We start from the raw sequence: 26,217 nt of genomic DNA, 5'->3' as shown, positions 1-26,217 counted from the left end.
ATGCAAAACAATAAAATCCCTAGATTTCTAGGGATTTCTACTATATATTATACATAATATCTTTTAAATCACTTTATAAATTTCCTACGAATTCTTTTTTTAGGCTTTATAAACCTTAATTCTTGGTATACTTCAAAGTATAAATCTAATATCTCTTTATCACTTTGACCACTACTTATGTACTTTTCTAATATTTTTTTAACTTTCAATCCAGCTTTTGTTTTTGATATAGCTTCATGAAAAACTTTGTTATACTCTAGAATCCATTCATCTTTAAAATCACTATAATCAAATCCATCTGGATCAATTAAAAAGTTTAATTTATCACTGTATTTAATAAATTCTTTAAATTTATCTTTAGATAATTCATTTCTAAAGATAATAATACCAATAGATTCTAATATTTCTTTAAATTCATCTGGATATACTCTTACACTAGTATTTCGATTTTTTTCTAATTCTTTTATATATTTATAAATGTCATCTTCAAAAATTTCACTCTTATCTATAACCTTATACATAACACCTGACTTAAATAAATCAAAGCTAAATTCCTCTTTTAACTTATTTATTACTTTGTTTTTTAATTTTTCTATAGTTTTTTCTGATAATACTATACTTAAATAAATTATATTTAACAACTCATCATTATCAGTATAATTAATTTGACTATTTGCTAAATCATCAATCTTAGATATATAATTACTATCTTTGACATGTACATATTGACCAATAGAAGTATACCTAGCATTATTGTTTTTTTTCAATATATTATAGTTTGAAAATTCATTATATAACCATTCATCTAATTTATGAATTATTCTTACATCTTTATTTTGATTATAAACTTCCTGTTTATCTAAAAACATAATTTTATCATTCATAGATAAAATTGATTCATCTATAACAGACAGTACTTCGATTATTTTAATATATTCGTCTGTGGATAGCCTCATATATCTTAATAAAAATACTATATTTTCTAACTCATTCTTTAGTTTTTGTCTTAAATATATATCTATATATTTCATATTTATTAAATAGTTTGAAACATTTTCAAATATAGATATACATTTTGATGTGTCATTAATCTCTAGTATCGTAATACTAAATTTATCAAATATATTTTTTAATTCCTTATTTTCTATATACCTAGTCATAATCAGTATATCTGTATAATCAATTGTAATCCTATTAATTTTATCTTGAGTTCCAAAAAGTTCTGCTGTATTATTTATCACTAATTTTTTGTTAAACTTAGATGAGTACTCTGCAAGTATTACTCTTGTATATTCTGTAAATAAAAGTTTAACTTCACTAAAATCATCTAGGATAATATAATTTTCATTTAAAAATTCTAGGATTTCATTTATTAAGTATAATAATTTATTTAATTTAGTTAGTCCAAACTCAGCAACATAACTTTCTCTATTATAATCTACTTTTTTGCCTATATTGGACACATTAAATAAATTATTATGTACAAATTTAAAGTTAGCTATATCTTCAAGAGTCTTAAAATCATTCTTAAATGTTGTTGGTAAACTATTAAATAAACTAGATAAATCAATATTTTCTATATCTAACATAACCTTGTTTACAAATTCTTCCTCATATCTATATTTATATCCTTTAATTAACATTCCTACCCAATATCTATTTATTTGTGATAAATAGTATAGTAAATAGTTTTTAGTTTCAAAAGCTTTAATAGAAACATTAGAGTATAGGCTATAAGATTCTTTATGTCTTCCTAGTTTATATAAATTAAATGCTTTGATATAGTCATTATTAATATCTGTATTTATTTTTATAATTGACTCATTCATATCTAAGTAGTTAAATTCATAGTAATCACTTTTGCATAAGTTATTATCAAATTTATATACTATATTCTCTTTATCTTCTCTTGATATATATGCTAGTATATTACCTTTTTTAAATATATTTGCTATAGTTTTGTATTTTTCGTTATTATCTATTTTTTCATTATTAGCAACCTTTGTATATAATTGATTAAATTTTTCAATATAATTAGTAGACCTATCTTCTTCTGAGTATGCAGATAGGTTGTCTATCCTTCCAATTTCATCAATAATATAATCATCACCTATTTTATCTCTTAAATCTTTTACTCTTACTCTATTAAGTTTGTTTAAAGGTAATAGCTTATTATATAAATGTTCAATCCCTCTAACACCTTGTACTTCTTTATTTTTCTCATAATTTAATATACTATCTAATACTAATTTATATCTATTTTCATAATTATCTATCTTATTTTCACTTTCTTTTAAATCATTATAATCTATTATATTTATACCTCTACCTTTATAATAATCATAATCTTCTTTTGTAATTTTATCTTTATCTCTATTAGGGCTCCCAATATATAGCCAATATGTAGGCTGGAAACTCTCACCTTGTAATTCTTTTACCCAACTTAATATCTTCTTTACATTCACTTCTTTTATTGAATATCCAGCAAATACTACTAAATTTGAGGCTATTACAGATTTAACTAAAGTTTCTATAAGCTTAAAATTATTATCATAATTTATAAAATCTTCTTCTTTAAGCACTATATTTTCATGCTCTATCTCACCATGCATTTTTATGATAAAATTTCTACTTTTAGTATTTGCTACATCTCTATCTCTAGATATAACATCATAAAACATTCCTTTTTTAGTTATAGCTTTTTCTATTAAGTTATCATAATTAGTTGTTATTATATGTGTAGGTTTTAACCTTAAAATTTCATCATGAATAAAATTGGGTTCTAGTTCTACATCAAAAGTTTGCTTTATTATATCGTAGTATTCTTTATGTCCCCTAGAATTGTAATATTTTTGTGGTATAGTAAGATAGTCCTCATCAGAGTAGTATCCATTTTTTTCTCTACTTAAATCTAATTTTTCTATTAATCCTCCCCAACTTGGGTATCCTGACAAAGCCGATACCCCAGCACCAACAAACATTACAAGCTTTCCATTTTTTGAAGCTTCTTTTATTCTTCTTATAGATTCTAACGTATGTATATCCATAAATACTCCCCCTAGTTGAAATTTATATATTTAAAGAGAGTAGAATTTTCTACCCTCTTACCATTTTACACTATTTAATTATAATTCTCCATTGAATGATTGTTGCATTAATGGTTTGAATAAATTTTCTAATTCTTCTTTTGATTTTATTTATGTTCTTTTTAACTCTTCTACATTAAAAACTAATTTTACAAAATTCTAATAAACACTTCTCCAAAAATCTTAATTGATATTTTGTTGCAATGCTATTTTTAAAAGATAATTATTCACAAGTGTATAATTCATAATTCTTTAGCATTATAAATTATACTCATATCCAATGGATATGAGTATTCGCGGATTTCAATGTTGGAGACAAAACTCAAGAATAATATCACTATTCCACATTGTAGCTTTAATATATGAATATTAATCTATTAATTTAATTCATTATTACTAATTTATATAAAAATATTTTCATTAAGCATTTTTAATACTAAAAGTAATACTTTCTATATGATGCTCTATTGAATATTGTTTTAGCTTTTCTAATGAGGTACTGTGTTGGTTTTCATATAATTCCTGAAATATCTTAGTACCTCTTGTATTATATGGCTCTTCCATCTTTATGAATTTATTTAATTTTACTAATGCTTCAAAAATCTTTTCATTCCTTTTATCTGCTCCAATTTTATTATCTGAAGTAAAATGCTTCATAATTACTTCATCAGCTTTTAGATAAGTATAGTGTATAGCTATAGTATGTGGAGGTCCACCACCCTCTACATATTTTCTACCTATCATTAAATAATCTGAATAACCATAAAAACCTTCATTTTTATAGGTGTAATTATATGTTGTAAATTTACTCCAGTCTAAATAATCTTTATTTGTCTCTTTTTTATCAAATCCATCTGATAATATAACTACTTTAGATGAGTTTATTTTTATATTTTCTAAATAATAATTGCTTATATAATCTATTTCTACTATATTTAGTATATCTTCTTTCATATATTCATCTAAAAACCAATCAATATATTCAATCTCTTCTTTATGTATAAAGCATATACTATAATTTTTCCACTTTCTATAAAATTCTTTTATATCTCTTTTTTTACTTGTACTAGTTATTTGATATGCAACAATAATATTTTCTTTGTTGTTAAGATTATTAATTATTTCATTCTCTATCCAACTACTATTCTCTTTAAGTTCTCCTACTAAAGGATTTACTATTATTATCATATTAAGTTCTTTATCATTTAGTGTTTTTAAGTTCTTTGTCTTATCCACTAGTTCTATTATAGGAATAACCTCATTCTCTAAAATAAGCTTTTCTACTTTTTCTAATGCCCAAAATTCATTGCGCTTACCTCTTAAAAATGGAAAATACAAATAATCACCCCATCATATTATTTAATATAACTACTGATTAATTGTATTCTCTAAATTATAAACCTATTACAAGTATTAGAATTTCAAATATATAATTATTTTATTACTTAATTTATACTATACTAATAAATTCTTCAAAGTAATATATAGCTTCTTTTGAAATATAATTTAATTCTTTTTCATCAAAATTATGTACCCTTCCATGAATTATATCATTTCTTTTATTTCTTATTTTTCTAATAATCCGATCTAATTTTGTATTGGATATTTCAATTTTAGCTAATTTAGTATATTCCTTTACGATTTTAAAGGTTGTTGGTTTTTCATTCTTTACTAACTCTAATTCTTTAAACTTTGTAAACTCTTCATTTGTAAAGTTATCTTTTAATTTCCATGTATCATATTTTAATACTCCATTATATAGACTTTCTGTTTCTTCTTTTCCTATAATGGATAGCATTTTTGATTTTATTTCTGTTTCAATATAATTTTCAAATGCATTATTTATTAAAATTATAGCTTCACGATATTTACCTATTTCATAATAGTCTTTTGAATCAGATAATATTGATTCCCATAATTTATACCCGTTGCTATATTTATTCTCAAGAATATTAATACTTTTTTCTTCTATTATAGAAGTTATATCATTTGTAATTTTAATAGATTCATCTTTATAAGTTGAATATTCTACTCTGTATAATTTTTCATTTATTCCCTTTATCTCTAAACTAAATCCTGCTAACATATATTTATTTATTCGTTGGACCCAGTAAAAATCGTCTATTAATCTAAAAGAGTCGATAAATTTATTTATAACATTAACACTTTCATCTACTAAATAACTATAATTGTAAGCATCACTTTTACACAATTTATTATTTAAGTTCAATCCACCTTCTATTGTAACAACACTTTTATTATATAATCCATATCTATCTTTATCATATATTACAAATGAGTTTTCTCCCTGAATAAAATTTTCTTTATTAGGCATTAAGTCAAATTTAAATTTATATATTTTATCATCTATTTTACTTATTAACTCAGTATTAGAACTTATATATATAGGGAATGGTATTATAAATGACATTATAAACTCAAATTTTTTATCCTTAATTAATTCTAAATATTTATTAACCTCATTGTTCTTATATATATCTAAATTCAAATATTCATTTATTTCATTTATTATATTAATAGTTTCATTTAGTTCTTGATTATCATTATTGAAAATAAAACTTTTTAGTGAATTTCTTGAGAGTATATTCAATACAATAATAACATTACCTTTAGTATAATCCGTATTGTATTTATCTAATATAGACTTAATATAATAGAATGTATTTTGCTTTGCTTTAAATGGAGCATTACTTTCATTATAAAATTTACCCAAATTAAAATATATTTTATATACATAATTTATGTATTGTGTTTGTATAATATATTTATCATCTTTATTCAAACTATTTAGATCCTCTAACAATTTAATTACATTTTTTTCACTTTTAATATTGATATTATATTCATCTTGATATTTAATTAAATCACTTATTATGTTTACATTCAATTAATTGCCCCCCTTTATTTTATAATCTATTCTTTATTACTCATCTGAAAAATAATCACTACCTATTCTCTTAATTTCATACGTTACTTCAATTGAAATACCTACGTTAAACTCAATCATTAGATCAGCTAATTTATATCCATCTATTAATATAATCTTCTTATTATATAGATTATTTGAAAACTCTACTGCTTCCTTAGTAAAGTTAAAAGTCGTAATAAAAATCCCTTTTATTGCTCCTTGTCCATCCAATGCTCCTGCAAATTTTTGAACTTCTGGTCTGCTCACATTATTCTCTTTCCATCTTTTAGCTTGTACATATATCCTATCTAAACCTAGCCTATCCTCATTTATAATTCCATCTATGCCTTCATCGCTACCTTTTTTAGTAAGACTTCTTTTTGCTTCTGATTTTGATCCTCTATACCCCATTCTGATTATCAAGTCAACTACTATATTTTCAAACTTATAAAAATCTACCTGCTTTAATTTCTCCAATAATTCATCTCTGAGAGATTCCTTTATTGCTATGTATGCTTCTTCTAATTCTTCAAGTGGTGTTTTTATATTAGGTATATCTTGTATTGTTGTAACTTCCCTTCTTAATTCCTGTGGTAATTTCTTTTTACTACTTCTTTCTATGTATTCAATAAATTTAGGATATTTTCTTAGGTATTTAGAATCTATACATTCTCGTTTGCTTTCAACTAATAACTTTCCCTCTTTAGTTATCTTAAATATACCTCTTTTTTTTGCACTTTCTATTAATCCTGCATTTTTCAAATATGTTTTAGCCCAGTTTAATCTATCATAAAAAGTTTTTTTACCACTAGATAATCTTTCATTTAATCTCTTTCATTTAATTCTACTTCTGTTAAATTAAATATTTTACTTAGTTCCTGTTCGCACTCTTTATTAGTATATATTCTCCCATCATATATAACTTTTAACAGAGGTAACATTACTTCTTCATATGTTGGAATTGGCATATCTTCCCCACCTTTATTTTATGTTTTATAATTCTATATTTTAAGTTTATCATACCCATATAATCATCACAATTATTAAACTTTTATACTAATATTTGTTACTGTGGTTTTGTTTGATACACTATTAAAATACTAGATGAATTTCTACTCTGTTTCTAAACATATTAAAAACACTCATATTCAATGAATATGAGTGTTCGTGGATTTCAATGATGGAGACGATTCGCTGGAATAATACCCACGATACAAGTCTTATAATTATAAATTCATTTTTATTTAGAATTATTAATAATATTATAATACCTGTCTATTTTTTTTATTTCTTCTTCAAAATATTGTCTTAAATTTACATTAATTTCATCTAAATTAATTCCTAATTCATCTTCTAGTATCGGCATGTTATATCCTTGATCAAAATTCATCTCATAATCTCCGTATGTTATTTCTATCTTTCCAAGTCCAATACGTTCCCCGTTAAAAGTTAATATTATATCTAAATCATTACTACATCCATGTTCAGGGTATATATCACCTAATGATACTATTTGAATATTATTATTTAATAAATCATTAAAATTAAATAGTAAATTTTCAAATCCGTCTAAGTCTTCAGTTTTTGTATATATTATCTTCTCTTCTATCTGACTACACATTTCAAGGATATTTATTAAATCACTTAATACTATATGTTTTTGAGCATCAGTTTCTATTGTGTCAAGTATATTAAAACGATATTCTCCTATTTCTATGCTAATAGATTCTAATATTTCATAAATTGACTTTACATATCTTTTTATTTCTTCTATAGTGTAGTCACTAAATGTATTGTCATCAAATATATTTAATAAACTACAAGACAAATCCTCCACTTTAGTTTTATATTGACTCAAATGTTCTTCTAATTCTCCCCAGAATGAATACCACTCTTCATTTTCATAAATTTCATTTAACACATCATCTTTATCTTTAAGTGTAGATATTCCAGCTTCTTCACACTCTAACTCATAATGCATTTCATGTTCTATTCTTTCAACTTCTTTTTTCTCAATAGATTTCAATCTGCTATTAATTCTATTCTCAAAAGTAGTTATAATTCTAGACAAGTCTTCAACTTTTGCCTCAATATCCCTTTTCAAATCATTACATATTGGTTTGTTATGAGCTATCATATTTCTCATTTTAGAAAATTCTTCCCATATATCTACAAAGTCATTTGGTAATAAAGAACTAATATCAGTTTCCCATATAGACTCTAAACCAATATATTTTTCTTTTATAACAGTAGCTGCATTCTCTCCTAAAATTTCTTTTAATTTATTTATACTTTCAATGTTAGGTTTTGATAATTGGTCAATATAACTACTTTTTAACATTTTTATTAAATCATCAGTCTGTAAATTAAATAATTCATGTCTTATATCTCTAAATGTGCCATATTTTCTATTATACCATTGTGAATATATATTTACTTTACTTTGATAATCCCCTACTATGTTGTTCTTAAACCATGAAATTCCATACTTTCGTAACATATAATTATTAATTGCACTTCTAAATAAATTTTCTATTTTATGAATTTTATGATAAAGTTTAGTACATAATAATTCATTTTCATCATCTCTTATTATATGAATTTCTTTAAAATACTTCTTTAAAATATTCTTAATCAATATTTTAAATTCATATAACTTATCACTTTTTTCGTTTGATATTATCAAAACTTCTAGTGTATCTAAATGGATATCTTTAATCTTATATGTTTGTTTATGTAAATCAACTTCAAATCTTTCACCTTCAAATAATACTTTAAAATTTAAAGTAATTAGATTATCATCGGGATTAATATTTGAATATATTCCATAGTTCATGTTTTTACCATCTATACTCCCAATTACTTCAATATCATCTATAATATAAAAAAATACATTCTCTATATTTTCAAAATTTAAACATTCTTCACATGTTGTATTTATCTTTAGGTCATCACATAAAAATTTTATTTCTTGCATAATAAGCCCCTCTTCTATTGTTAAAATATTTCTATATTGTATATAAACTTATATCTTTTCATAATCTATCTTATTTTGTATGTAATCAAAAACCTTATCTTGCTCATCTTCTTCATGTAAATTACAGGAGTTCAATAATTTATCATAATCTCTGTACTTTTTGTATTCTTCTTCTACCTTACTCACTTCATAAATTATTTTAGTGACTTTATACATTTCATCACTATAATCTATAAATTTATATGCTGTTCTATCAAAACATACTATATTCTCACCTTTTCCTTGAGTACTTTCGTATATAATTCCAGAAAAGCCAATATTTCTTATAATATCTGAAATAAATTGCGTAACTAAATATTTATACCTAATTTCATTATGAATTGGTTGAAGCATTGTTTCCTTAACTTCATTAAAAAAATTATCTGTACTATTAATAGTTAAATTAAGGTATTTTAGGTTTTTAACACATTTAAATTTACCAATACTACAGATTTGATTCTTTTCTAATTTCAATTCAGATACACAAGTATTAATATCAGATGCCAAGTACAAAAATGAATTTCCTTTTCTATTAAATCTTCCCCCAGCAGCAAAAAATATAGGCACTGCTTCTATATCTCTTTGAAAGTATGGGATATCAACCTCTATATCTAAATCATCTATTGCTCCTTTAAATTTTCCACAGCCTACCCTTGCCCTAAAAAATTCTTCTCCAATATTTATTTCCTTTTTATGTAATTTCACTATATTTTCTTTAAATATAGTAATATATTTTTCTAATATTTCGTGTGAGTTTTTACTAGATATATCTTTATCTAATTCACTTAATAGTTTAACTCTCATGCTAATCCCCTTTATTAATAATTTACTGTTAATATTATAGTGTAATATATCTATATATACTAAAAATACTCATATCAATACGAATATGAGTATTTCGTAGATTTCAATGGTGAAGACGAGACGAGTAGAACCCCTGTCCAAAACTATTTCCTGATTATATCCACTTTCATATCTATCTCGCTCATACTAATATATTTCACTTATACAATTTTATCTTTTTAATCCTTCAGTGTTATAAAAATCACCTTTTCCACATAATATAATAACATTGTTATAAGTTCTACACAAGTATAATACTTCCACATATTGGAATTTAATTATAAATATACTATATTCCCTTCACAATGTTCCTAACCTGCATCTCACTAATCTCAAACCTTCCAGCCAACTCCCTATAATTTGCCCCATTAAACTCACTCCTAATAACCCTGTTTCTCGCGCACCTAACCACAGATCTCTTACTAGGAAAATACAACATACTCCCACCACAATAATCAACAATATCCATAGCAACATCTATACCCAAAACCTCCACAAAATCCTTCACTCCTTCTGGAAAATCATCACTAACAACTAACTCTTCAAAATTCATACCCGTTCCCCCTTATATAATATATATATTAATTATTCTTATATTATCTATATATATCTACTTATTTAACTATATATATAAAAGTATAGACACATAGACACACTTTAACTAAAGCCATTGGTATTACTTAATCTAAGGCGTGTCCATAGGTGTGTCCTTACAAAAATAATATAGACACATGGACACACTTTTTTACCTTCACCTATGATAAGAACTAAAAATTTAAAATCAACATATAATTTCTATGGACACACTTCCTCTTTGTATAGACACATTTTTAGTACCTATAGACACACTTTCAAGCTCTATGGACACATTTTTAGCACCTATGGACACACTTTTCAAGCTCTATGGACACACTTTTCTATCCTATAGCTACACCTTTAATCATCGCAATCACATCCATCATTTATAACAAATGCCCTCTGATTTCCATAAATACTACCAAATCTAAGCTTCCCAGAGCCCTTATCATAAGCCTTCCAACCTTCAACATTTCTCAAAATATCATTAATCTCCCTCGCATTAAAAGGACTCAACAACTTAGGATCACCACTAAAAAGTTCCACCCATATTTCCATAGCACAAACTCTTTCCCTCTTTACACTACCTTCCTCAAAAGAAGTAAAATCCCCACCTTGAACATACATCCTTCTAGCAGCAATATCCATCTTGTCCCAGCTCTTTGGAAGTAACATCTCCAAATACTCCCTAATCATACCTTCCTTAGGACTAACCTCCAAATGTTGCTCCTGACACCTAAGAGCCATACTAGCTTCTTCCTTATTAAGTATCAAGCTCTCTCCACCCTTATAAATCTCCACAACCTCTGCCCAAATATTATCTATCTCATAATCATTTAGCGCTTTAAATATAGACTTTTCTATCTTATTTACTCCAATCTTAACAGGCCAAAACCTTCTATTGCCTGTCTTGTCTTTTAAAAACTCATCATCATTAGTAGTACCAAAGAACACACATTGCCTTTTAAACTTCTCAACTCTTCTTCCATAAGCAACTCTATATACATCTTCTCTTTTAGATATAAAGTGCTTAACACTTTCTGTTTCTGCTTTTTTAGTAGCTGATAGTTCTGCCATTTCCACTATCCATGCTTCTTGTAATTGTTCATAAGCTTCTTTTCCTACTACTGTATTGATAGAATCTGAGTACCATTCCTTACCTATCAAGTCAAGAAAGTGACTTTTTCCAAGTCCTTGCTTTCCTACAAATACAACCATATTGTCAAATTTAACTCCTGGATTAAATATACGACTAGCTGCAGCTACTAGAATTTTTCTTGTTACTGCACTTGTATATTTACTTTTTTCTGCTCCTAAATAATCTACAAATAAATTATCAACTCTATTAACACCATCCCATTTTACAGCGTTTAGATAATCCTTTATAGGATGATAGCAATGTTTATTAGCAACTACACTTATTCCATCATATATGCCTTGTTGAGATTTTATCTTGTATACTCTTTCTATATAATGTCTAAGGTTACTATCGTCATTATCACACCAAGTATCTCCAGAATGTACGTTTTTAATTTTCCTCCAAGGTAAGTTCTTCTTTATAACTATTTGATGTGAAAATTCATTTAATGCTATTTTACCTTTTAGGTTTTCGTCATTTTCCATTATTAAAACTATGTTATCTATAGTACTTGTATAAATTCCTTTTTTATTTACTTCAAGTTTTGTAACCCATAGGTTTGTTTCACTTTGTTTATTAACTTCTGTAACGATATTTTTAGAATTATCTTCAATTTTTTTATTTTTATTTTCTATAGCTATATTTGTTTTATCTGTGTCTGTATCTTCATGCATACTAAATTCAGATGCAGCTATTTTAAGGCTTTCTTGCCCTAAGGTTTTTATAACATTTATATCCTTTGATACTAGCTCTACCATATTTTCAAAGGCTTTTTCTTCTTCTAATGTTTTAAATTTATGATTTTTAACCAAGTCAAAGGCATTGCATAGTTTATTACAACAAGGATCAGTACTGTGATGTGAGTATGCAAATAAGCAGTCTTCATATACTATAAGTCCTCCATAGGATGAGCCTTGCTTATATGTGTATCTGTTTTTTTCTATTGTAGGGGTGTATATTTGTTTTAGATATTTTTCTATTACTTCATGAATGTTATATGTCTTACAAAAGGCTCCTATTATTCCTTGTTTTTGTAGTGGATTTTGTTGCTTTTGATTATCTAGGTTTTGTATTTTTTCTACTCTTGAAGATTTTGGCCATAGTGTTTTATCTTTGTAGTTTTCGTACTCATTTAAATAATTTTCTACCTCTAGATAATTTTCATCTATATGTATAAATTTAAACTCCCCATCTTTACTAGTTGATGGAAAGTACATAAGTCTACTTGGTTCGTAAGTGGTATCATCGAAGTAGTCTATTCCAAATTGTTTTGCTACAATTCTTCCTAATGCTTCATATTCTATAATGTCAACTTTTCTACTTAGTGGTATTACTATTCTAAATCTTTCATTTTCCCTATTATGCTTATGAGTGGTATACATAGCGCAAGTAAACTCTGCACTCATTTCTATAAATTCCATCATACCCGGGTATCCGTAATCTACATCTAATGTTAATATACTTCTATCTTTAACTGTTAATTTGCTTCTTTTGCCATCTATAAGGTATCCCCCTACAAATCCACCCACATCTTTTATATTATCTTGATGGTCTTTTGGAAGGTTTAAGTATTCTTTATAGGTTTCATTTGTGTAGGTAGTTTGTTTTAGTTTTTCTATAAGTTTTGTAAATGGTATTTCATAATTTTTATATGTTTTATCTTTTCTATTGTTACAAAGCGCTATGTTTATCATGCTTATCCCCCATTTTATTCTTTAATTTGCCTAAATTTGTTTCTTATTGCCCAGGAAAAAAATTAATAATTAATAAGATCTATATTAATAAAATCTATTTTTTGTAGTAATAACTTATTTGTGTATCTGCTTTTAAATTAAGTCCTTTAAGATAAGGTATTTCCGCCTCCATTATTTCATTTATATCATCTATACTTACAGCTTCATCAACTTCTAACACAACTTCATCGTGTACATGCATTATGATATCAAAGCCTTTTTTATCTAGTTCTAGCATTTTTGCGGCTAATATATCACGAGCTATTGCTTGTACTATGTTTTCTGTTAGCTTCCCTCCGTAAGTATAGTTTTTTTCAAATTTCTTGGTAGTTTGGTTTATGCTTTTATATGTTATTATTTCTCTATTAAATTTTTTATCTATTTCTATTTGTGGTTTGTAATATGCAAGACATCTATTAGATGGTAATTTTATAAATAAATAGTTTGGATCATATATAAATTCTATAGAATTTAGTTTTATATTTTTTTTATGCTTTATGGTATTTATACTTATCATGTCTACACTTTTCCAAAAGTTCACTATATTATTATTTGAGCTTCTAAAGTTTTTAACTAGATTTTCCATTTCTACATTACTTAGTCCCATTTTATCGCCACCCATAGATATAAGTGCATTTACACTTCCTTGATAACCAAGTGCTAGTTCTGCTATTTTTCCTTTTTGCCTTAATGGGCTATCTTTAGTTATTTTATTTATGTCTACTTTAAACATTTTAGCTGCACTAGCTTCGTAGATTTTGCCATGGGAGTTAAATACATTTATTCTCCATTTTTCATTTGCAATATATGCTAGTACCCTTGCTTCTATTGCACTAAAGTCTGATATTATTAGCTTTTTATTTTCTTTTGGTATGAATGATGTTCTTATAAGATTTGAAAGTATATGCCCTGTATTATCATATAGTATTTCTAGTAATTCATGTGCATCCTCTGTGTTGTATTGCTTTAATATGTTTCTTGGTATGTCAATGTTACTTAAGTTTGTTTGTGGTAGATTTTGAACTTGAACAAGTCTTCCTGACCATCTTCCGGTTTTATTTGCTCCATAGTACTGGAATAATCCTTTTATAGTTTTATCCTTTGTTATAGTTCTTTTCATAGCTTCATACTTTTTTATGGATGTTTTGTTTAATGATTGTCTTAGAATTAGTATTTCTTTTAGCTTTTGGTTATTGGTAGATTGTATTAGTTTCTCTACGTTTTCTTTAGATAAGCTATTTACTTCTATGTTGTGTTTATCTTTTAGATATTTTTTAACTTGAGCTGGGCTTTTTATATTGTCTATATTTGTTAAGTTTTTTAATTTTTCTTTTAGTATTTTCTCATTATATAAATTCAAGTTTATGGCTTTATCTATTAAATTAGTATCTATAGTAACGCCTCTATCGTTTATCTTTTGATCTAGTATATATATTTGAACTTCAAAATCTGTGGTTTCATATTTATCTAGTTTCTGCCTTATATTTCTTTCTACTATACAATCTGTTTTACAGTAATTTTTAAAACTTTCCCATTTTAATAGATCCTCACTTGGGTTATGACTATTAAAGTACTTTATTAATGCTCTACCTTCTTTATCTTTTTTAACATCTAGGTCTAATATTTCACTTACATTTTGTAAGCCGTGTGAAAGTCCAAGTCTAAGCGCCATGGCTTGACTACATCTAAAGCTTTCTATATTTAATTTAGTATTAAAGTATTTACTTAGGCATACTCTTTCGAAATTTGCATTAAAAGCGTATTTTATTATGTTTGGGTTTAAGATGGCTTTCTTTACTCTACTGGGAATTAATTTGTTATTTGCTAAATCAATTACACTTACTTCTTCATCATCAAAAGCATATGCAAGAAGTAGTATTTCAAAGTCTTTATCCTGTGCATAAGCATAGACCCCACATTTAGCAAGGTCTACACTACTTTTAGTTTCTATATCAATGCTCATTATCATGATAATATATCCTCATCTTCTATTATGCTAAAGTCATCTTCTGGTCTTGAGTTTGTTATTATTAGATCTCCGTCACTTATCTTTTGTACATTGTTTATACCGCACCCTATTCCACATATACCATTTTTATAAAATGGATAAAAATTTATACTAGCTCTTCCATAACACCCTGCATAAATTTCTGATTGGTTTTTTATTTCATTTAATGATTTATCAACTATTCCTGGTTTGTATTTGCTAGTTGCATTTAGGAAATAGTGATTTTTATATACTTCATTGTCACCTTTTTCTAAATCTCCATCTCTTAGTGGTGTTTTTATTTCATCATTTACTTCTTGCCATATAGTTAAGCCTTTTTGTTTTGCATTAAATATTGCTTCATTTATCTTTTCTATACTTTCTATATCATTCTTTGGTATTAGTATAGATAGCGAGTATCTTAGCTCGTCGCTTTCTTCTAGCTTTTTTGGTGTGAATAAATTTGTATAGTTCATTCTGATTTTTCCTGTTATAACTTTCATGTTATCCCCCTTGTAATATTCATTAAAATTATAAATTTAATTACTTAATTCGTAGTTTAGTTCCTTGTATAGGTTTTCATAATCTTCATTATTTATTTGTGATACTTTAGTTGCATTGTATTTTGATAATATTTCTTTGGCTTTTGATACTTTCCCTATTTGAGATAGATTTGATATTTTATTTCTTATATCATCTATTGTTAGATCTACTTTATTTTCATTTGCTTCTGGAATTATTTCTTTAATTTCGGATTTTATATTATTTGAAGATTGTAAATCTGATTTATTGCTTACTTCTTGTGATATATTCTTAGTAGATGGGTTTGGTTCTATGTAAGTGCCTTTATTTATTAGGTATGATAGCTTGTCTATTATTTGATTTATGTTTTGCAGGTTTAAGTTTATATCTATTTTTATTTCCATGATACTCCCCCTTAAATTTATATACTTTTATATGCTTTGCTCAAAGAATATGTCGTCTTTTTCGTAGTTTAGTATTTCTTTTATTTTACTTGCTAACTTTAGTGAGGGATTTCCCCTTCCCTGTTCTAGGTTTGTGTAGTAGGCTCTTGTTATTTGTAGCTTGGCGGCTATTTGCTCTTGAGTTAGATTTTTTTGCATTCTTAAGCTTTTTAATTTTACTCGCATATCTTTCCCCTTTTATATTTTTTAAACTTTTTTAAGTTTTTTTACCATTCCTTTTAACATAATGATATTAGATGTAGTTTGTTTAGTCAATGTTTTTCTCAAACACATATTCTTAATTTTCCCTTATGCGTTCGTAGAACTTTATGTTTTTTTAAGAATAATATTTATCTACTTAAAAAAATAATTATTTTAATGCCTATTTTTACTATTAAACTATAAAACATTCGTTCCTAGGCATTTTATTTTATAACAGATATAAGTGAAGCTGAGATAGAAACTGAAATGGATTTAGTTGCAGCTGTTGAAGCTAAGGTTGTTGTTACAGATACTACGCCTTATGACTTAGTTATAGGGTAGTATAAAATTTAAGGCTATGCTTGGGACTTCCTTGCATAGCTTTTTTAGTAAAGGGAATTTTGTAATATATAAATATATTGAAGGGATGTGTATTTTTTATGAATTCAGAAATTCAAACTTTGATAGCTTCTGTGGGTTTCCCTATTGCCCTTAGTATGTATTTGCTCGTTAGGATAGAGGGAAAGCTACAAGCTTTATCTGATAGTATTAATGAATTGTCAAAAAATATAATTAGTATGAGATAAAGCTGAAACTTATTTTGTTTAAGTAGTACATAGCGATACTAAAGTTATCAAGATCTAATAAAAAAAAATATTAATATCACTATATTGACACAAATTATATATATGTTTTAAATGTATTTTTAGAGTATAGTATTTATCTAATTAATGTTATAATTAAAATTAAAAATACTAATAGAGGGGTAATATGTTTATGAATATTAATGTTAAAGGAACTCCATTTGATTATAGTGATAATAAAGTAACTGTTTACTTTGAAATAGGCGGTATTGAAATGGCAAAAACAATTATAGAAAATATATCTTTTATAGATAGTGTTCAATATTTAGAATATGGATTTAAAGTAATAATAGCAATTCAACAAATACCTGAAGTAATCCGTCATTTATCAAAGGAAGATATAGCTATATATGCTGTAATTCCTGAAAAATAATAATAAAGCATCAGGCATAATTTTAAGTTATGTATTTAATATATTCAATAAAACATTTGTTTTCATATACTTAAAATTTCCGAAGTTATAATTAATAAATTTACAACTAAGGCTATAGTTTGTATAATACAAACTATAGCCTTTAGTATTTTTCATAACTATTTATGATACAATAAAACTTTTTGTACCTTTTTTATAATCATTATAAAAAAAGAGTTATTTTAATTAGTAGCTCAATTTAAATACCTAATCCTTAACAATTAAGTACATCCAAAATAAATCTATAACTATAATTGAAAACATCATCACTAGCCACCAAAACACCATTTATTTCCAACTTAAGAATATATTAATTTTTAGCAATATAGTTTCTTTTTATTGCAATAGTTTTTGTTATATAAATTGAAATATGAAATATAAATACTATAAAAAAAATATATTTCTCGTTCAATTTTAAAACAACCGCTCCCAGAATAAATAGTGCCATAAGTATACATGTAAATATACTGCTTTTAAATTGAAATTTAAAATAGTTATCTTGAGTAACTTCAAACTTCTTATCTATCCACATCGATATTTTCTTATTTTTTATACACCAAAAATTATAAAATATGAAACCTGGAATAAATATTCCTCCTATTATAATAAAACTACTCACCAAATCCCCCCTTTTTCATTTATAAATTCACAATATTACACAACTATGAATCAACAGCAATTGCAAGTAATTAAATTATCTAATGTAAAAGGAAAATAGAAAATAAACTAAATATAGTACCTAGTATACTACACACTATATTTCTAGAAGTAGTTTTTAGAATTTTTTCCCTCAAGGTTTCTAATTCATCTTGTTTAACTACTTTTTTCAACTTTTCATTACCTATAATTGCAACACCATAAAAACAAAGTCCTAGTATTCCAGAACATATCCTTAACACATCTCTTAATTCCATTGTATCCCCCGATTAGTTCTTAATATAAAATAGATATACCCTTATAACTATCATTGATGATAGACTTATTCATTTATAATTGATTTTTTATATCTTTATTCTTTTATATTTTTTTCTAAGATTTTTTTTATACAAAGCCCTTAAACTTTCAATAATTTCATTCTCTATATCTTTTTTTCTTATTAAAGTTGCTTGGTTGATATTAAAATAAGTAATAAAATAATCCTTAGACTCGAATACTTTATAAAATTGATTATACTTAATTTTGCCCTCTCCTTCAAATACTGTACTTTTTATAATTAAAAAATTTTCATAAAAATCTAGTTTTTCTTGTGAATTGAATGTTCCTGTTTTGTCAGTTTTTATTCTTTGTTTAAATCTTATTTCAACCTTAAGTATAGTTATTAAAGTTGTTGTAATAATTAATACAATCCAAAAAATAAAAAAATCTTTTATATAAAATTGATTTTCACTATAAGCAAGAAATGCAGATGCAAAAGTAGAAAATAAAAGTACAAAGAGAATCATTGTTTTACTTTTTAGAAATGTTGATATGTATAAAAATTTATGGTAATCTTTCTTTTCCATAGCAGTTTTTACTGTAAATAGTTTATTATCATTCATTCTTACGCCACCTTTTGAGCTTTATTATAAATCATATGATCAAAAATTTCGGATTGTTTAACCTATCCACCAAAAATTAGAGAATAACTCTATGAAAAATTTTCGTAACTTTGCAGTGAAAATCACTGGAAATAATATTGCTAAAGTTCCTATAGTAGTTATACTATAACCCAATATGCCATTAAATTTATATATATATTCTATTGATATAAACAGTACTCCAGTAATTAAACTTGTGATTTTAAAACCTGTTTTTTTCAAAGTTCATGACCCCCTTTAAAATCGATGAACAAATTTTAATAATTGTTCCCTTTTATTTACAATTAATTATATACTTTATTGAAAATTAAATCTATGTATTTATAGTTAGCAACAATATTTTAAAATATAGTCATTTAGTATACATTTATTAAACTAACTTTTATTCATTTTTTCAAAAATATGATAAGTATACCTATAAAAAATAGTTACCAACAAAAAAGGACTGTAAAGAAAACAGCCCTTTTTATAATCCCTTATACTTGTTCAATGATACCATATCCATCATGTCGCTTATACGCTATGTTTATTTCTTGTGTTTTTAAATCTCTAAATACAAAGAAGTTATGTCCTAGTAAATCCATTTGCATTATTGCTTCTTCTTCAGTCATAGGTGGATCTATTTTAAATCCTTTTCTTCTTTTTATCTCATTATCATCAGTATCACATGCTACATATTCTGCTATATTGTCAAATCTAATGCTTTCATTTTTCTTATTTCTTTTTATTAATTGTGTTTTATATTTTCTTAATTGCTTATATAACTTATCATATACTAAGTCAATTGCTGAATATAAATCTTCTGTTGATTCTTCAGCTCTTATTATTACGCCCTCTTTAGCAAATATTGTAGCTTCTATTTTTTGGTGTTTCTTTTTAACATCTATTTTTATTTTTACTTCGGTATCATCATTAATATACTTTTCGAATCTTAATAGTGTACTTTCAATTTTTTCTTTAATTCCATCTGTTATAATTGTTTTCTTTGAAACTATTATCATCTTCATATTGAGTTCCTCCACTTATTACAATTATTTTTTATATTAACTCCATATATCCACTTGGATGGAAGTAATAAACATCTCCTGTATTTGCATCTACAAAGTATCCTAAATCTGTTTCTATATCTGTTAAAAATACATAACCCATTTTACCAATCTCTTTTAATTGTTCAAAGTCATTTTCATTTCCTTGGTATATATAATTAATTTTATCGTTGTTTTTAGTTAAAATATCTAGTGCTTCATTTTGAGTTAGGACATTTATATGTTCTATTTTAATATTTTCATTTGCAAATACCTTACTTACTTCTGTACTTGATATAAATAAACCACTACATAATACTAATGTTATAGCTGCTGCTTTTTTCATTCCTAACCCTTCTTTCTTTAATTGAATTTATTTTATAAATCAATTATACCTAGAAAATTTTTACAATTAAAGTCTTTTATTTCATCGAATTTTCTGATAATATAGTATTTAACGGGGTGAAAAATAGCTACTCATATTATACATATAATATGAGCAGCTATTTTTTTCGAGATTTTTTACCAAATATACTTTATATTAAGTGATATCAAAGCTTTTTTAATAGTTGATTCACATATTTTTATACAATCTATAATTTTAATTTAACCTTATATCGTCAAGTCAGTCGTAGATATATTGGCTATATCAAATATATTAAAATATCCCCCAGTTTTTTGATTTATTAGTTCATACTTCTTTGAAATCTGTGAAACCTCAGATAATAGCAATTGTATATTCATAATCCCCTATCCTTTTCTATCTATATTTTAAAGCTACATAAATACTAATTTTTTTACTATACCCCCATACTTAAAAATACTACAAACAATATTTCACAAAAATAATACTCAACTTAAATAATCTCCTTCTCTATTCACATTCACACTTATCTTTCCATTTTTCAAGCTTCTCATGGTATATCTTCTTTATATTTTCTATATCTATTTTATTATCGTAGTTTTGGCTTATTATTGAACTTGCTACTATTATAACATCTAAACATTCCTCAATTATATCCTCTTTTGACTTGTTCTTATATCCACATCCACAGGCATTAGAATAACTTAAAACTGCTTGTGCAACTTCTCCTACTTCTTCTGATAGTTTTAATGTTCTTTCTACTAATGATTTTTTATCTATCGAAGTTAATTTTTGTATTTCTTCAAAATTTACTAATGTCTCATTTTCCATTTTAGGTCCTCTTTTTTCTCAATTTTAAATTGTATTATTTTAAATTTTATAAATCTTAGACTATATTAAAGTTAGTTTGGTGACTTTTTCAATAAAAACACAAATATACCTAAGTGCTTAATTTTCATTTATTAATTTATGAACCTTAAAAAGCTATGTAACTTTTTATTTTGCTCAATTTTTTTAAATATATATATTTTTTTTCTTAGAATTGATGATAATAAAAATATGATACGGATATAAAAGTAAGACCTATATCCCCCATTTAGTTTTAAAGCTACAATTTCCCCAAGTTGTGGCTTTTTTGTATGTAAAATAGCCTATCAAGAAAAGAAATAACTTCGATAAATTCAAATAAAAAATAGGAGCTTTAAAGATATTATTTCATTTTTCTTTTAAATTTTAATCCCCAAAATGTACATTAAAAAGGTGTTTGTAATTTCGTGAACAGTTTCGATATTATTCTAAGTGCTTTTAGATATTTCTCTGCTACTTGAATATGTACAAAAAAAGATATGTTTTATTGAACAGAGTAGAAATTGTATATCACTACTCTATTTCTTCATATTTAATAAAATATGATAGTATAAAAAATACTATGAAAGACCAAATAATAACTATAGCTAGGCTTCTTATCATTGAAATTAAAAAAGTAGTGTCTGGAAAAAGTGACTTTAATCGAGGTGAAATTATACCAATTAAGAATACATTAATAAACATAAGTAATCTTGAATACTTCATTTCATATCTATTTTTACATTTTTCACACTCTATTACTAACTTATTTACAGATCTTAATCTAGATGAAAAACTAAATTTGTTATTACATTTAGGACAGGATATCATAGTATTTCTCCCTTCTTATTTCTTACTTTTTAACAATTGTTAATTTAATTATAGCAGAATTTATATTTTCGTGTGTGTCCACTAAAACAGATGTTTTCGTGAACACTTATTTTTATAGGTTCTTGTCACTTTTATATTTTTTAAATATATTGATATTACTTTGATTCACAGGTTATACACAGATTTTAAAGTGCTATAAGTTTCCTTGTAACCAAAAAAGGACTGTAAAGAAAAAAGTCCTTTTTATAATCCCTTCTACTTGTTCAATGATACCATATCCATCATGTCGCTTATACGCTATGCTTATTTCTTGTGTTTTCAAGTCTCTAAATACAAAGAAATTATGTTCTAGTAAATCCATTTGCATGATTGCTTCTTCTTCAGTCATAGGTGGATCTATTTTAAATACTTTTCTTCTTTCCAAATAATAAATGCACTTGAACAATATGCCCTACCGAGTTTATCAAAAATACCCCAAATAATGAGTTTATATTTATATGAATATTTTAAATTTTCACATTTTTTATTGACAATTTTAAATTATATATGTAATATTAGTATAAATATTGATTAGAAGGAGTTTTTTATATGATAACTAATATAAACGTAACTAACAGTTTAAAATTAAATATCTATTATTGGTTTAGCTATTTTAGTTAGGTTTGTATTTATGATAAAGATAATCATCATAGATACAAACCGTTGGATTTGTATCTATGATGGCTAAGCTTAACTCGTTATGTAATTTAACTCGTTATTTAAGCCACATAGATGAATGCTATGTGGCTTCTTTTATCCTAGGCAAATAAAAGTCACATAGTGTATCTATGTGGCTTTTTTATATATATAAAAGAAAGAGGTTTAATTATGAAAAAAAATATAGACATTCTTATTATTGGTTTCGCATTGTTTTCAATGTTCTTCGGAGCAGGTAATTTAATATTCCCTCCATATATAGGAGTAACATCTGGTAGTGGTTGGTTAGTAAGCTTTTTAGGATTTGTTATTGCAGATATAGGTATGATTCTTTTATCTATTAATGCTGTTGCAAAGGCTGGTTCTTACCAAGGAGTTGTAGGTAGAGCTGGTAAAAAATTTGGACTTGGTTTGGAAGTTATTATGATGCTTTGTTTAGGACCAATTCTTGTTGTTCCAAGAACTAGTGCAACAACTTTTGAAATGAGTATTTCTCCATTATTTGGTTCAGTTAACCCAGTTATCTTCTCTATTTTATTCTTTGGTTTAACATTTGTGTTAACTGTAAAACCAACTAAAGTTATTGATATTATAGGTAAATTTTTAACTCCTGTACTTTTAATTGCTTTAGCTGCATTAATAGTACAAGGAATAGTTTCTCCTGTAGGTGAATTAAATACTTCTATTGATTCACAAAGCTTATTCTCAACTGGACTTACTCAAGGATACCAAACTATGGATGCTCTTGGATTAGGTGGAGTTACTGCACTTATTATGACTTCATTCTTAGCTAAGGGATACAAAGATAAAAAAGAAGTTGCAAACCTTACTGTAAAAGCGTCTTTAGTAGCAGGTATTGGACTTGTATTAATATATGGTGGTCTAGCATACTTAGGAGCTACTGTTTCTACTATTTACGATGATAGCGTATCTCAAACTGCATTATTAATTAATATAACAAAACATTTGTTAGGGTCTGAGGGAGCAGTTTTATTAAGTGTAGTTGTTGCTTTTGCTTGTCTTACTACATCTATAGGTCTGACATCTGTTACTGCTAAGTACTTTGAAGATTTTACTAATAAAAAAGTTAAATACCAACATATAGTTACATTAATTTGTGTGTTTAGTGCTGTTGTTTCTAATTTAGGTGTTGATAAAATAATTTCTATAGCAGCTCCTCTATTAATAGTAATTTACCCAGTAGCTATTGTTTTAGTTTTAATGGCATCTTTCAAAAATGTATTTACTAAGGATTCTACTTACAAAGGTGCAGCTTACGCTACTTTAACTATAAGTATCCTTACTGTTATTGACAGTTTAGGTATTAGTATAAACTTTGTACGTACTCTTCCTTTTGCTAACTTAGGATTTAACTGGCTAATACCAGCAATAATAGGAGGTATATTAGGTACTTTCTTATTTAAAGATAAATCTATAATTTCAATGAATAAGGTTTCATAATGTTTAGTTTTTAATTTTATTAGTTTTAAGTTATTAAATCTAATACAAAAGTGTTTAAAAAACTATTTTAATATTTTTATAGACATAATCAAGTAGCATAGGAGCCTATCTTCTATGCTACTTGATTATGTCTATATGTTACAGAAAAATTAGGTTTTGCCCTAGTTTTTTTATAATTGCTATTTAGCTTCTTTATATACAAGTTTAACAAAAACTTCTCTTTCAGCTTTTTTTACAATTTGCTCAAGATTTTTGCTATCAATAGGAACTCCTAGTTCTATATTGTTACAGCTATAACTGTCATTACCTAAGCTTATTCCTTTAGATGCTTGAATTATCTTATCAAATTTTCAAGTTCTATCAAGGATAATCTATCAATAATTTCATAACCTTCCCCTCGGCCTCTCGGCTTAACAATGACTGTTCCCATGTTTGGTATCTGCCCTAAACCAATTTTGTTTGGAAAACTGTGAGCAATAATAACCTTATTACTTCCCTGTGGTGGTTTAATTTCTAACTTTGATTGAAGATAGTCTAATATTCTTTTTTGTTCTACTTTAGATAAATTTCCACTTAACCTATAAACTTGAAACAAAAATGGATTAACTTGAACATTTGCCCATCCAAAAGCTAATTGTGCTGTTTCTATGGTTCTACAAAATGGGCTACTAAGGACAGGATAACTAATAGGAATTTCTAAATTACGAAGAATTTTCCCATAGTAAATTGCTTGCCTTCTTCCCTTTTCAGAAAGATTTCTTTGAGTAAGACAGTTCTGGTAATTTAAATTAGATTGATCTATTCCTACTGTTGCCTCTCCATGTCTAACATATAATATATAGCCTCCACCTCTCAGTAAATCTAATAACGATCTATTCAATTTAGTTTCTCCTCCCACATATACTTCTTAACACTACTAACAGTGTATGAGATTCTCTCTGAATTGTTAATCAGATTAAACTTACCATTAAAAAATGACCTATAAATAGGTCACCTAAATTTGATATCTTAATATTTCATACTATTAATATCCATTGGTTTGCAATTTAATAAAACTACGAACCAATTACTTATTTATAAGTGTTTTATTAAGCTTTTCTTGCTTTTATTGTTAATCCGTATTTTTTTAATATCTTACTTGCTTTTTCAACATCTTCAGAAGTTGCATCAGAAATTCCTTTAAGAGGATAATCATGTCCAAGCTCTTTCCACTTAAATTCTCCCATTGAATGATAAGGAAGTACTTCTATATTTTTAACATTTCCAAGAGTTGAAACAAATTTTGCAAGATTTTTAATATCTTCTTGGTTATCCGTAACACCAGGAACTAATACATATCTTATCCAAACAGGTATATTTCTTTTTTCTAAATGTTTAGCTAAATTTAAAGTCTTATCACTGTATACACCTGTTAAATCTTTAAAAGAGTCTCTATCTATATGTTTTATATCTAAAAGAACCAAATCTGTATAATCTAGAATAGGATCTATAACCTCTATATCTACAAATCCAGAAGTATCGACAGCTGTATGAATGCCGTTCTCTTTAGCTTTTATTAATAGTCTTTTTAAAAATTCTGGTTGAAGAGTAGGTTCACCACCCGATACAGTAAGTCCTCCTCCAGAAGTTTTCATAAAAGGAATATATTTTTTAACATCATCAATAAGTTCATTTGCAGTATATTCTGTACCACCTTGTGTATCCCAAGTATCTCTATTATGACAATAATTACATCTTAAAGGACAACCTTGAGTAAATACTATATATCTTATTCCTGGACCATCAACAGTTCCAAAAGTTTCTATAGAATGAATTCTACCTTTAATTGACATAAAAATCTCCTCCTTTTTCATCAAGTGAAACTTAATTCAGATGAAGTTTTTACTC

27 protein-coding genes are annotated in these 26,217 nt (G+C 25.9%); 3 read left to right on the top strand and 24 right to left on the bottom strand.

The features are described from left to right. Positions 1–68: 68 nt before the first annotated feature. The 13 genes from AC11VW_RS12120 to AC11VW_RS12060 all read right to left on the bottom strand — a co-directional run bounded on the left by AC11VW_RS12120 (position 69) and on the right by AC11VW_RS12060 (position 16,459). Complete coding sequence (locus AC11VW_RS12120; protein WP_484301682.1) at positions 69–3,047, bottom strand: SIR2 family protein; 2,979 nt, start codon at positions 3,045–3,047, stop codon at positions 69–71. 459 nt (positions 3,048–3,506) lie between these two features. Beyond that, positions 3,507–4,424 (bottom strand): sce7725 family protein, encoded by a 918-nt coding sequence (locus tag AC11VW_RS12115; protein WP_484301681.1) that lies wholly within the window; start codon positions 4,422–4,424, stop codon positions 3,507–3,509. A gap of 112 nt (positions 4,425–4,536) precedes the next feature. Continuing rightward, entirely contained in the window at positions 4,537–5,994 is a 1,458-nt protein-coding gene (locus AC11VW_RS12110; RefSeq protein ID WP_484301680.1) for a hypothetical protein, read from the bottom strand. A gap of 36 nt (positions 5,995–6,030) precedes the next feature. Then, a complete protein-coding gene (locus tag AC11VW_RS12105) occupies positions 6,031–6,561 on the bottom strand; it encodes a restriction endonuclease (RefSeq protein ID WP_484301733.1) in 531 nt (176 codons plus the stop codon). A gap of 278 nt (positions 6,562–6,839) precedes the next feature. Further along, a complete protein-coding gene (locus AC11VW_RS12100; protein WP_484301679.1) occupies positions 6,840–6,983 on the bottom strand; it encodes a winged helix-turn-helix domain-containing protein in 144 nt (47 codons plus the stop codon). Positions 6,984–7,255: 272 nt separating this feature from the next. Beyond that, positions 7,256–8,992 carry a hypothetical protein gene (locus AC11VW_RS12095; RefSeq protein ID WP_484301678.1) on the bottom strand — a complete coding sequence of 579 codons (1,737 nt, stop codon included), beginning with the start codon at positions 8,990–8,992 and terminating at the stop codon, positions 7,256–7,258. 48 nt (positions 8,993–9,040) lie between these two features. After that, the gene (locus AC11VW_RS12090; protein WP_484301677.1) at positions 9,041–9,835 is read right to left on the bottom strand and encodes an RES family NAD+ phosphorylase; all 795 of its coding nucleotides are present in this window, start codon (positions 9,833–9,835) and stop codon (positions 9,041–9,043) included. Positions 9,836–10,163: 328 nt separating this feature from the next. After that, positions 10,164–10,427, bottom strand: a complete 264-nt coding sequence (locus AC11VW_RS12085) for a Mor transcription activator family protein (RefSeq protein ID WP_484301676.1) — start codon at positions 10,425–10,427, stop codon at positions 10,164–10,166. 383 nt (positions 10,428–10,810) lie between these two features. Next, entirely contained in the window at positions 10,811–13,282 is a 2,472-nt protein-coding gene (locus tag AC11VW_RS12080; RefSeq protein ID WP_484301675.1) for a virulence-associated E family protein, read from the bottom strand. Between the two features lie 94 nt (positions 13,283–13,376). After that, a complete protein-coding gene (locus AC11VW_RS12075) occupies positions 13,377–15,290 on the bottom strand; it encodes a DNA polymerase (RefSeq protein WP_484301674.1) in 1,914 nt (637 codons plus the stop codon). After that, entirely contained in the window at positions 15,287–15,811 is a 525-nt protein-coding gene (locus AC11VW_RS12070; RefSeq protein WP_484301673.1) for a DUF2815 family protein, read from the bottom strand. Before AC11VW_RS12070 ends, AC11VW_RS12075 begins: the two co-directional genes overlap by 4 nt. 36 nt (positions 15,812–15,847) lie before the next feature. Continuing rightward, positions 15,848–16,234, bottom strand: a complete 387-nt coding sequence (locus AC11VW_RS12065) for a hypothetical protein (RefSeq protein ID WP_484301672.1) — start codon at positions 16,232–16,234, stop codon at positions 15,848–15,850. Positions 16,235–16,261: 27 nt separating this feature from the next. Further along, positions 16,262–16,459 carry a helix-turn-helix transcriptional regulator gene (locus tag AC11VW_RS12060; RefSeq protein WP_484301671.1) on the bottom strand — a complete coding sequence of 66 codons (198 nt, stop codon included), beginning with the start codon at positions 16,457–16,459 and terminating at the stop codon, positions 16,262–16,264. A 455-nt stretch (positions 16,460–16,914) separates the two neighbouring features. Here AC11VW_RS12060 and AC11VW_RS12055 point away from each other — a divergent pair, with 455 nt between their 5' ends. Together AC11VW_RS12055 and AC11VW_RS12050 are read left to right on the top strand one after the other, a co-directional pair. Continuing rightward, a complete protein-coding gene (locus tag AC11VW_RS12055) occupies positions 16,915–17,061 on the top strand; it encodes a YvrJ family protein (RefSeq protein ID WP_484301670.1) in 147 nt (48 codons plus the stop codon). Positions 17,062–17,251: 190 nt separating this feature from the next. Further along, entirely contained in the window at positions 17,252–17,491 is a 240-nt protein-coding gene (locus tag AC11VW_RS12050) for a hypothetical protein (protein WP_484301669.1), read from the top strand. Positions 17,492–18,228: 737 nt separating this feature from the next. Here AC11VW_RS12050 and AC11VW_RS12045 read toward each other — a convergent pair. The 9 genes from AC11VW_RS12045 to AC11VW_RS12005 form a co-directional block, all read right to left on the bottom strand. Beyond that, positions 18,229–18,444: a hypothetical protein gene (locus AC11VW_RS12045; RefSeq protein WP_484301668.1), complete on the bottom strand. Its 216-nt coding sequence runs from the start codon at positions 18,442–18,444 to the stop codon at positions 18,229–18,231. Between the two features lie 87 nt (positions 18,445–18,531). Then, complete coding sequence (locus AC11VW_RS12040) at positions 18,532–19,068, bottom strand: YcxB family protein (RefSeq protein ID WP_484301667.1); 537 nt, start codon at positions 19,066–19,068, stop codon at positions 18,532–18,534. Between the two features lie 57 nt (positions 19,069–19,125). Beyond that, positions 19,126–19,329, bottom strand: a complete 204-nt coding sequence (locus tag AC11VW_RS12035; RefSeq protein ID WP_484301666.1) for a hypothetical protein — start codon at positions 19,327–19,329, stop codon at positions 19,126–19,128. A 254-nt stretch (positions 19,330–19,583) separates the two neighbouring features. Beyond that, positions 19,584–20,114 (bottom strand): ribosome hibernation-promoting factor, HPF/YfiA family, encoded by a 531-nt coding sequence (gene hpf / locus AC11VW_RS12030; RefSeq protein WP_484301665.1) that lies wholly within the window; start codon positions 20,112–20,114, stop codon positions 19,584–19,586. A 31-nt stretch (positions 20,115–20,145) separates the two neighbouring features. Further along, on the bottom strand, positions 20,146–20,478 hold the full coding sequence (locus AC11VW_RS12025) for a hypothetical protein (RefSeq protein ID WP_484301664.1): 333 nt from the start codon (positions 20,476–20,478) through the stop codon (positions 20,146–20,148). 266 nt (positions 20,479–20,744) lie between these two features. Next, a complete protein-coding gene (locus AC11VW_RS12020; RefSeq protein ID WP_484301663.1) occupies positions 20,745–20,876 on the bottom strand; it encodes a hypothetical protein in 132 nt (43 codons plus the stop codon). A 130-nt stretch (positions 20,877–21,006) separates the two neighbouring features. Then, positions 21,007–21,327 (bottom strand): MazG-like family protein, encoded by a 321-nt coding sequence (locus AC11VW_RS12015; protein WP_484301662.1) that lies wholly within the window; start codon positions 21,325–21,327, stop codon positions 21,007–21,009. A gap of 549 nt (positions 21,328–21,876) precedes the next feature. After that, positions 21,877–22,173: a hypothetical protein gene (locus AC11VW_RS12010; RefSeq protein WP_484301661.1), complete on the bottom strand. Its 297-nt coding sequence runs from the start codon at positions 22,171–22,173 to the stop codon at positions 21,877–21,879. Positions 22,174–22,366: 193 nt separating this feature from the next. Next, complete coding sequence (locus tag AC11VW_RS12005) at positions 22,367–22,597, bottom strand: sigma 54 modulation/S30EA ribosomal C-terminal domain-containing protein (RefSeq protein WP_484301660.1); 231 nt, start codon at positions 22,595–22,597, stop codon at positions 22,367–22,369. Between the two features lie 443 nt (positions 22,598–23,040). Here AC11VW_RS12005 and brnQ point away from each other — a divergent pair, with 443 nt between their 5' ends. Next, the gene (brnQ, locus tag AC11VW_RS12000; protein ID WP_484301659.1) at positions 23,041–24,330 is read left to right on the top strand and encodes a branched-chain amino acid transport system II carrier protein; all 1,290 of its coding nucleotides are present in this window, start codon (positions 23,041–23,043) and stop codon (positions 24,328–24,330) included. A gap of 334 nt (positions 24,331–24,664) precedes the next feature. Here the strand turns inward: brnQ and AC11VW_RS11995 are convergent, their stop codons facing one another. Further along, positions 24,665–25,210 carry a histidine phosphatase family protein gene (locus AC11VW_RS11995; RefSeq protein WP_484301658.1) on the bottom strand — a complete coding sequence of 182 codons (546 nt, stop codon included), beginning with the start codon at positions 25,208–25,210 and terminating at the stop codon, positions 24,665–24,667. Between the two features lie 208 nt (positions 25,211–25,418). Then, positions 25,419–26,162 (bottom strand): pyruvate formate-lyase-activating protein, encoded by a 744-nt coding sequence (pflA, locus tag AC11VW_RS11990; RefSeq protein ID WP_484301657.1) that lies wholly within the window; start codon positions 26,160–26,162, stop codon positions 25,419–25,421. Positions 26,163–26,217: the final 55 nt, after the last annotated feature.

Source organism: Romboutsia sp. (genome assembly GCF_056995035.1).
The sequence above is the reverse complement of the archived record's forward strand: the minus strand, read 5'-3'. Positions and strand labels throughout refer to the sequence as shown.

What these genes read in the sequence shown, in the direction of transcription:
- AC11VW_RS12055 (WP_484301670.1), top strand. Translation starts at nt 16,915, where the DNA reads ATGAATTCAGAAATTCAAACTTTGATAGCTTCTGTGGGTTTCCCTATT.
- hpf (WP_484301665.1), bottom strand. Translation starts at nt 20,114, where the DNA reads ATGAAGATGATAATAGTTTCAAAGAAAACAATTATAACAGATGGAATT.
- AC11VW_RS12075 (WP_484301674.1), bottom strand. Translation starts at nt 15,290, where the DNA reads ATGATAATGAGCATTGATATAGAAACTAAAAGTAGTGTAGACCTTGCT.
- AC11VW_RS12065 (WP_484301672.1), bottom strand. Translation starts at nt 16,234, where the DNA reads ATGGAAATAAAAATAGATATAAACTTAAACCTGCAAAACATAAATCAA.
- AC11VW_RS12080 (WP_484301675.1), bottom strand. Translation starts at nt 13,282, where the DNA reads ATGATAAACATAGCGCTTTGTAACAATAGAAAAGATAAAACATATAAA.
- AC11VW_RS12010 (WP_484301661.1), bottom strand. Translation starts at nt 22,173, where the DNA reads ATGATATCCTGTCCTAAATGTAATAACAAATTTAGTTTTTCATCTAGA.
- AC11VW_RS12060 (WP_484301671.1), bottom strand. Translation starts at nt 16,459, where the DNA reads ATGCGAGTAAAATTAAAAAGCTTAAGAATGCAAAAAAATCTAACTCAA.
- AC11VW_RS12070 (WP_484301673.1), bottom strand. Translation starts at nt 15,811, where the DNA reads ATGAAAGTTATAACAGGAAAAATCAGAATGAACTATACAAATTTATTC.
- AC11VW_RS12050 (WP_484301669.1), top strand. Translation starts at nt 17,252, where the DNA reads ATGAATATTAATGTTAAAGGAACTCCATTTGATTATAGTGATAATAAA.
- brnQ (WP_484301659.1), top strand. Translation starts at nt 23,041, where the DNA reads ATGAAAAAAAATATAGACATTCTTATTATTGGTTTCGCATTGTTTTCA.
- AC11VW_RS12015 (WP_484301662.1), bottom strand. Translation starts at nt 21,327, where the DNA reads ATGGAAAATGAGACATTAGTAAATTTTGAAGAAATACAAAAATTAACT.
- AC11VW_RS12045 (WP_484301668.1), bottom strand. Translation starts at nt 18,444, where the DNA reads ATGGAATTAAGAGATGTGTTAAGGATATGTTCTGGAATACTAGGACTT.
- AC11VW_RS12025 (WP_484301664.1), bottom strand. Translation starts at nt 20,478, where the DNA reads ATGAAAAAAGCAGCAGCTATAACATTAGTATTATGTAGTGGTTTATTT.
- AC11VW_RS12100 (WP_484301679.1), bottom strand. Translation starts at nt 6,983, where the DNA reads ATGCCAATTCCAACATATGAAGAAGTAATGTTACCTCTGTTAAAAGTT.
- AC11VW_RS12085 (WP_484301676.1), bottom strand. Translation starts at nt 10,427, where the DNA reads ATGAATTTTGAAGAGTTAGTTGTTAGTGATGATTTTCCAGAAGGAGTG.
- AC11VW_RS12020 (WP_484301663.1), bottom strand. Translation starts at nt 20,876, where the DNA reads ATGAATATACAATTGCTATTATCTGAGGTTTCACAGATTTCAAAGAAG.
- AC11VW_RS12095 (WP_484301678.1), bottom strand. Translation starts at nt 8,992, where the DNA reads ATGCAAGAAATAAAATTTTTATGTGATGACCTAAAGATAAATACAACA.
- AC11VW_RS12040 (WP_484301667.1), bottom strand. Translation starts at nt 19,068, where the DNA reads ATGAATGATAATAAACTATTTACAGTAAAAACTGCTATGGAAAAGAAA.
- pflA (WP_484301657.1), bottom strand. Translation starts at nt 26,162, where the DNA reads ATGTCAATTAAAGGTAGAATTCATTCTATAGAAACTTTTGGAACTGTT.
- AC11VW_RS12120 (WP_484301682.1), bottom strand. Translation starts at nt 3,047, where the DNA reads ATGGATATACATACGTTAGAATCTATAAGAAGAATAAAAGAAGCTTCA.
- AC11VW_RS12090 (WP_484301677.1), bottom strand. Translation starts at nt 9,835, where the DNA reads ATGAGAGTTAAACTATTAAGTGAATTAGATAAAGATATATCTAGTAAA.